General features: G+C 38.2%; 7 protein-coding genes and 1 tRNA gene. 2 read left to right on the forward strand and 6 right to left on the reverse strand.

Annotated elements, in window-relative coordinates; translation table 11 throughout:
* Nucleotides 1-27: 27 nt before the first annotated feature.
* The 5 genes from GQO80_RS13115 to GQO80_RS13135 are packed head-to-tail and all read right to left on the reverse strand — an operon-like array spanning nt 28 to nt 3,935.
* Complete coding sequence (locus tag GQO80_RS13115; RefSeq protein ID WP_317163240.1) at nt 28-1,419, reverse strand: methylmalonyl-CoA mutase subunit beta; 1,392 nt, start codon at nt 1,417-1,419, stop codon at nt 28-30.
* On the reverse strand, nt 1,409-1,732 hold the full coding sequence (locus GQO80_RS13120) for an FtsB family cell division protein (protein ID WP_157208820.1): 324 nt from the start codon (nt 1,730-1,732) through the stop codon (nt 1,409-1,411). Before GQO80_RS13120 ends, GQO80_RS13115 begins: the two co-directional genes overlap by 11 nt.
* Nucleotides 1,733-2,338 carry a uridine kinase gene (gene udk, locus GQO80_RS13125; RefSeq protein WP_157208821.1) on the reverse strand — a complete coding sequence of 202 codons (606 nt, stop codon included), beginning with the start codon at nt 2,336-2,338 and terminating at the stop codon, nt 1,733-1,735.
* 57 nt (nt 2,339-2,395) lie between these two features.
* On the reverse strand, nt 2,396-2,797 hold the full coding sequence (locus tag GQO80_RS13130; RefSeq protein ID WP_157208822.1) for a c-type cytochrome: 402 nt from the start codon (nt 2,795-2,797) through the stop codon (nt 2,396-2,398).
* 13 nt (nt 2,798-2,810) lie between these two features.
* The gene (locus tag GQO80_RS13135) at nt 2,811-3,935 is read right to left on the reverse strand and encodes a PQQ-dependent sugar dehydrogenase (RefSeq protein ID WP_157208823.1); all 1,125 of its coding nucleotides are present in this window, start codon (nt 3,933-3,935) and stop codon (nt 2,811-2,813) included.
* A 240-nt stretch (nt 3,936-4,175) separates the two neighbouring features.
* Here GQO80_RS13135 and GQO80_RS13140 point away from each other — a divergent pair, with 240 nt between their 5' ends.
* The gene (locus GQO80_RS13140; RefSeq protein WP_157208824.1) at nt 4,176-4,679 is read left to right on the forward strand and encodes a carboxypeptidase-like regulatory domain-containing protein; all 504 of its coding nucleotides are present in this window, start codon (nt 4,176-4,178) and stop codon (nt 4,677-4,679) included.
* 25 nt (nt 4,680-4,704) lie between these two features.
* Here GQO80_RS13140 and GQO80_RS13145 read toward each other — a convergent pair whose 3' ends face one another.
* Nucleotides 4,705-6,882, reverse strand: a complete 2,178-nt coding sequence (locus GQO80_RS13145; RefSeq protein ID WP_157208825.1) for a TonB-dependent receptor domain-containing protein — start codon at nt 6,880-6,882, stop codon at nt 4,705-4,707.
* A gap of 232 nt (nt 6,883-7,114) precedes the next feature.
* Between GQO80_RS13145 and GQO80_RS13150 the strand changes: the two genes are divergently transcribed.
* Nucleotides 7,115-7,189: transfer RNA gene (locus GQO80_RS13150), tRNA-Pro, on the forward strand.
* Nucleotides 7,190-7,422 lie beyond the last annotated feature (233 nt).

Here is a 7,422-nt window from a genome sequence, read left to right on the forward strand (position 1 = left end):
TGTGCATTTTACCTATATTTTTTCCTCTTATTCTTCCATTTTCAACCTCGCTTGTTCCATTTTTTCTGCCAATCGTCTTTCAATAATGGGCTCTATAAGCGTTTTTCTGGGTTTGGTTTTAACAAATGGGTAAAGTTCCAAAGTATTTTTTAGGGTTTCTTTGGTGTTTGGAAATTTGTTCGTGCCCAACAAAACGGTTTCAGCGGTTTCAAATTGTTGCTGTTCTTTTGCGGCACTTTCCTTTATTTTACGTTGAATGGTGCCTTCCTTCAATTGTTTTAAAAATCCGCCATTGGCTTCCACATCCTTAAAAAGCACCAAGGCTTTTTCGGCAAGCTGATTGGTTAATGTTTCTATGTAATAAGCACCGTCTGCCGGATTGTTTACTTTGCTTAACCAACTTTCGTGCTTTAAGATTAAAAGTTGGTTGCGCGCCAAACGTTCGCTAAAGGTATTCGATTTTTTATGTAGCCCATCAAAAGGCATATTAACAATAGTATCTGCACCACCAATAATGGCACTCATGCACTCGGTGGTTGTGCGCAGTAAATTGGTGTTTGACTCGTAAATGGTTTTATTGCGTTTTGAGGGCAAAGCCAAAATATGACAGTGGGGATTTATGCCATAAGTATTTGCTATTGTGCGCCAAAGTAGCCGCAGAGCGCGCAATTTAGCGATTTCAAAAAAATAATTGGTGCCAACCGACACATTGAAAACCATAGAAACCTGAGCGCCGGCAGTTGTTTTAAACATGGAATAAAGCGTATCATCATCCGACATTTTATCCAGATATTCGGTAGCATGTGCGATGGCATAAGCCAATTGCTGTACCATGTTGGCACCTGCGTTTTGGTATATGGATGCATCTACATAAAAGGTTTTTGTTTGCGCGGTTATGTGCATACATTTCGCAAAATCGGCATTTAAGCTATGGTACCAATTACCACTTCTTACCAAGTTGCCAATGATATCGGTTTGGATGAAAATTTTCGCATTGGAAGCAATAGTTTGAATATTCTTAATAAATGCTTCCGAAAGAAATTGCAGTTCAAAATGTATGACCGTGTTTTTTAAGTCGATGTTTTCTAGTAAGATATGTATGGAAACATCTTCTGAAGGAATCACAAATTTGATGCTTTCCGCGCCGTTTTCAATAGCTTTTACTGCTTTTGAATGAGAGCGTTTTACATCGGCCACAAAAATAGTTTGGCCAATGCGCCAATGCGCGTTTAGGCTTGATGGCCCCGGGAATGGTTTAAAATCTTCCGAAGTATAAAAAGGCCTTACCAAAATGCCCTCGTTGGTTTTCCAGATCAGGGTTTCGTTATAGTCGGCACCCTTTAGCTCAAACTGGATAAGCTGTTTCCATTGTTTTGCCGTAACCGGGTGGAATTCATCAAACAGTCCATCACTCATCATTGGTAGCTTTTAAACTGTCTTCATATTCAATAATAAAAATTTCCTCACTATCGCGTTTCATATAATATTCTTCGCGGGCAAATTTTTCGATACCTTCCTCCGTGCTTAGTTTTTTTATGGCTTTTTTGTCCTTTTCAATTTCTTTTCTGTAATAGTCCTTTTCACTTTCCAAGGCATCGATATCATTGTTTAGTTCGTGGTGAATAAGCCAGGAGTTGGCATCGAAAAACAACATCCAAACGGCAAACAAGGCCAATATAAGAATGAAAATGTTTTTAAAGGGCTTGAATATTTTGTACTTATTAAAAGTCATTTAAAGTCGGTTGTGTATTATTGTTCTAACAATATCAATCGCAACGGTGTTGTATTTATTGTTGGGAATAATGATGTCGGCATACTCTTTCATGGGTTCTATAAATTGCTCGTGCATGGGCTTTAAAGTGGTTTGGTAGCGGGTTAAAACCTCATCCAGGTCTCTGCCACGTTCGGTTATATCGCGTTTTAGGCGGCGAATCAAACGCTCGTCGGTATCGGCATGTACAAAAATTTTAATATCGAACATGTTGCGCAATTCGGGATGCGTTAAAATTAAGATACCTTCCACGATCATTACTTTTCGGGGCTGTGTTAAAATGGTATCGCCCGTTCGGTTATGTTTTACAAAAGAATACACGGGTTGGTGCACGGGCATCCCTTTTTTTAAGTCTTTCAAATGGTTTTCCAAAAGCTCAAAATCGATGGAACGTGGGTGGTCAAAATTTATTTTGATGCGTTCTTCGTACGATAAATGCGTTGTGTCCTTATAGTAAGAATCTTGAGAGATAACGCCCACTTCACCTTCCGGAAGCTCGTTAAGTATTTGATTCACAACAGTTGTTTTACCGCAACCCGTTCCACCGGCTATTCCTATAATAAGCATAACGTTTCTTAATTTGGTATTTGCAAAGTTAGTTAAATGAATATCAATTAAGAGAGCTTATTTTTTGATTTTTGACACTTCTTCCTCTGTCACCATGTTGTTGTTTTTGTTGCCCCAACTGTTGGTTATATAGTTCATTACATCGGCTATTTCATCATCCGATAATCCCATAGGCGCCATAACGCCATTGTATTTTATGCCATTGACAATAATTTCGCCACTTTGCCCAAATTTAATGCCCCGTATGCTAGCTTCCCTGTTTTTAAACAAATAATCGGATTTTGCTAACGGCGGAAAAACGCCTTTTACACCCTCACCAGATGGCAAATGACAGGAAACGCAAAAATCGGTATAGATTTCTTCGCCCCTTATGATGCTCGATTTTAAGGCATCGGTTTGGGAACAACCTACAAATATAAATGAGAAGAAAAAAAACAGGGTCAATAAAATGGGTTTCATGTGCCGTGAATCGTTAATTTTTAGGAATAATCTTTACAATGCCCTTGCCTTCTACCGCCACATAAATGAAGCCATCGGGTGCTTGAACAACATCTCTTACGCGACCCACTTTTTCGAGTAATTTTTCGCGTTTTACTACTTTTCCGTTGTTTAATACCAGACGTTCCAAATATTCAAATTTAAGAGCGCCCACCAACATGTTTCCTTTCCAATCGGGGTATTTGTTGGAGGTTACAAAAGCAAAACCACTGGGCGCAATAGATGGCACCCAATAAAAAACGGGTTGTTCCATGCCCTCTTTTTCGGTAATATCAGTAAAGGATGTACCATCGTAGTTGATGCCGTATGAAATGACTTGCCATCCATAATTTTTCCCTTTTTGGATGATATTTATTTCGTCGCCTCCTTTGGGCCCGTGTTCATGCTCCCAAATATCTCCAGTGTCGGGGTTAATTATTAAGCCTTGGGGGTTTCTGTTCCCATAACAGTAAATGGCTTTTTTTGCGTTTAGCACGTTAACAAATGGGTTGTCTTCAGGAATTCTTCCATCGTCATGTAACCTGTATATTTTGCCACCATCGCGCGTAATATCTTGAGCGTTTAATGAGCCTTCACCACGCTCCCCAATAGAGAAGTACAAATAGCCTTCGTTATCAAATTCAATGCGGGAACCAAAATGTTGCCCTTTTTTTGAATTTGGACTGGCTTTGTAGAGTTGCTGTTTTTCAACCAATTGATTGCCGTTTAATTTGGCTCGCATGATGGCCGTATTGCCGCCTTCACCCTCACCTTCCGCGGAAGCGTATGCCAAATAAATCCAACCATTGGTTTCGTAATCTGGATGTAATTTAATGCCCATCAATCCACCTTGACCACGTACATAAATTTCGGGAACCCCTTCAATTAAGGTTTTTTTACCGTTTTTAAAATGGATAAGATCCCCAGCTTTTTCGGTAATTAGCATACTGCCATCGGGCAAAAAGGCCATGCCCCAAGGTATGTTTATATCGGCAACAACCAATTCGGTGGTATAATTTATGGCTTCGGGATTTTCCGCTTTTACCTCCGATTCGGCCTGTTGTGCACACGAATAAAGCGACATTAAAATAAATGGTACGATAAAATGGAACTGTTTCATAATTCTTTTTTTTATAAAGTTAGCTAAAACATATAATTTAGGTTGATTCCTGTGTAATAATTTATGGGATTGCCCGGGTAATAATACCGTGGTGCCGCACCACCAAACCCCATTGCGTTGATAAGGATTTGGGAAGCGTAGCGTTTATTGAACATGTTGTTTGCACCAAAATAAGCATTTAATTTAATTTTTTTAGAAATATTCTTTTTATAACCTAGTTAGCCACAATTTGAGCCTACTATGAAAATTAAGTTTTTAAAATTAATCGGATTTTCACTTTTGCTAAGTTCTTGTGATTGTTGGATTGTTGTAAACGGAAAGGTTATTTCATCAGAGACAGGTAAACCAATTAGTGGCGCAAAAATTGAAATGATTGGTAAAAATTTATATTCTACGACTGACCAAAACGGGAATTTTAGTATTGGAGAAATGACTGGATTTTGCTACTCTCCTAAAATTAAAGTAAGTTACAACGAACACAAACCATTCGAAATTGAATTAGAATCGGAATCTGATTTTCAAAACTATAAATTAAAAAGAGAATCGGAATCTGTTGATTTTGACAAACCATTTTATCCCAACCCAAATAATCGGAATTCCTTTATTTTATCGACTTGGATTGAAAAGTATAGCGGGAATTTTGAAATTAAATCAGATAGTTTAATCATCTATCTTGATGAAAAAAATCTGGTTAAAGAAATTGAATTGATAAAACAACAACTGAAAAATAAAAACAGTGGCTAACACCGTGTATAAAAAATTGCTAGTTTTAGCTGGCACAAAGTTGGTTGCTTGTTTGCCGGCTTCCGATTTTCCTTCGGAAAATCCTCGCCCATAAACACGCAACTTTCCATACACGAACACGTTTTAGGTAGGTTATGCCATAACTATCAGAAAAAAGCGCATTGCTATCGGTAATAGGGATGCGCCCTGTGTATTGATAGTTTAAGGTGGCGTAAATGCCTATTTTACTATCAAAATCTATGCCTGTATTAAATACGTTTGATGGGACGCCTGTTAATTTATTGTTAGAAAAATCGGTCCCATCATCAATAAAGTCCTTAAACTTAAAATCGTTTAGGGCATAAGAAGCGTATTGGCTTAACGAGATGGTTACCCTTTGCAGCCATTGGTACCTGGTAACCATTTCCAAGCCGTTGTGCATGGTTCTACCAGCATTTACGCCAATAAATTGGTCGTTGCCCGTTCTTCTGGCTACCAAAAGATTGCGAACATCCAGTTTGTACAAAGCCACAGAAAGCTGTAAGTTATTTTTAAGCAAATAGGCACGGGTACCTATTTCAAAATTCCAACCGGTTTCAGGTTTTATATTAGTATTAATCACCCCATCTGGCAGCAAGGTTTCGGCGGTTGTTGGTGGCGAAAACCCGTGGCTGATATTGGAATAAACCATGGTATTTTCGGTAAACGTGTGCGATATGCCCAGTTTTGGCGAGAGCATGCCCTTGAAACCATAAGAGCCCGATTGGTCGGGTTTTGTATTTGCCATAAACCTATCGTACAAATTATATGTTGTTTTGTTGAAATTCAATCCGATGGAAAGCGTTGTTTTTTTTGAAGCATCATAATTCGCTTCAAGGAACAGGTTAAAATAACGTCGTTTTTCCTTTAAGTCTGAAAACTTATCGCCTTTAACGCTACCCGTTCCAGCAGGGTAATTTTGGTACAGGTTTTCAAAATTTCTTGATTTATACGAATCCTTAAAGAATTCGCCCCCCAAGGTCCAATTAATTTTTTTTAGACTGCCTATAATCCGACTTCTTAAGCCCACAGCGGCCGTGTTTTCAGAAAGAATATCAAAAGGGCGTGGTTCGTAAGCTTCTTTAAATGACGTAAAAACGCTGGTAATTTGTTTGGTATTTTTAGTGTATTGATGGTTCCATGAAAGTCCTAAAATGCCTCGTTTGGAGTCCTCAAAACCTTTAGATTGTGCCCAAGTAAATGCTGCCAATTGGGGATTGTTCAAATAATCGGTTTCATTAATGGAACTTGGTATAAACCCTTTCAAATCTACAAAACTGGCCAACATGGTTAGGTCATTTTTCCGACTAAAAAAATGATTGGAATTTATGGTGATTGTTTGTCGGTCGTATTCATTATTGTCCCTATATCCATCGCTATGGGTGTTACTATACAAGACCCTCAAACTGTTTTTTGTTGTGCCATGGTTTGCATTAAAAACAGATTTTATCAATCCGAAAGACCCCACAGACAGGTCGCTTTCAATAGTAGTTTGGTTCAAATAAGCATTTTGGGGCATTAAATGAATGGTGCCACCCAAACCAGCACCGTAAATACTTGAACCAGCACCTTTAATGATTTCGAGGCGGGAGATGGATGCCAATTCAAAATCTTCAACAGACGTTTCACCAGTACCAGAAGTTAATGGGATGTCTTGAAAATATGCTCTAATTTTAGAGGTTCCATATAAATTCCTAGAGCCAATGCCCCTAATGGAAATCTTGTTGGTATTTAAAGCGCCCGATTGCATGAAAACACCGGGTATTCTGTTTAAAACATCCATGACATTCCATGTGTTTCCACGAGCCAAATCTTTCGTGGATATAATATCAATGGTGGTATTGGTTTTTTTAAGTTTTTGCGGAATATGGTTAGCGTTAACAATCACTTCATTTAATTGAGAAGGATTTAACTGAAGTTGGATAACAACAAGCCCATTTTTTGAAATGCTTATTTCTTTTTCTTGATACCCCTCTTTTGTAATTTGATAACTTCCAGTGCTTTGTACTTCAAATTCCCCATTGCTATTTGAAACGGACACTTGATTGTTCAATACATTTGTAATGAGCGCATTAGCAATGGGCGTACCATTTTCACCATCAACAATTTTTCCCATTAAGGCATGTTGAGCATACGAAAAATAGAACCCAATAAAAGCGAGACTTGTTAAAAATATTCTTTTCAAAATTAGAAATTTTGTATAAAAATGTTTGATTGCATTTGCAACAGTTTTTTAATAAAGTTTAAATATAGATTTTAAAAAAATTAAATAAAATATTTAGGTTATATATTGCATAAAAAAGTATATTTGCATCCCGTAAACAAAAACTTTCGGGGTGTAGCGTAGCCCGGTTATCGCGTCCCGTCCTTGGCGGGAAGGTCGCAGGTATCGAATCGCAATGAAATTGAGAGTATTTCGGGGTGTAGCGTAGCCCGGTTATCGCGCCTGCTTTGGGAGCAGGAGGTCGCAGGTTCGAATCCTGCCACCCCGACAAATTACGGCTCAATCTCAAAAGTTGTGTGTGAATTAAAATAAGATTACGATTTTTGTAAAAAAAATATAATCTTGGACCATTATCTAGACCTACTAAAACTCATTCTTCCAGAATTTTTAATTAACCACTTCGACCTTATAAAGAGCACCAAAAACGGTGAAGTAATGCACCTGTATTTCGAAGAGCAAAACACACCTCCAAAAGAGCAAACCCCTAGGATACTGATAGCC

It is taken from the genome of Mariniflexile maritimum (genome assembly GCF_009746565.1).
GTDB classification, from domain to species: Bacteria; Bacteroidota; Bacteroidia; order Flavobacteriales; family Flavobacteriaceae; genus Mariniflexile; species Mariniflexile maritimum.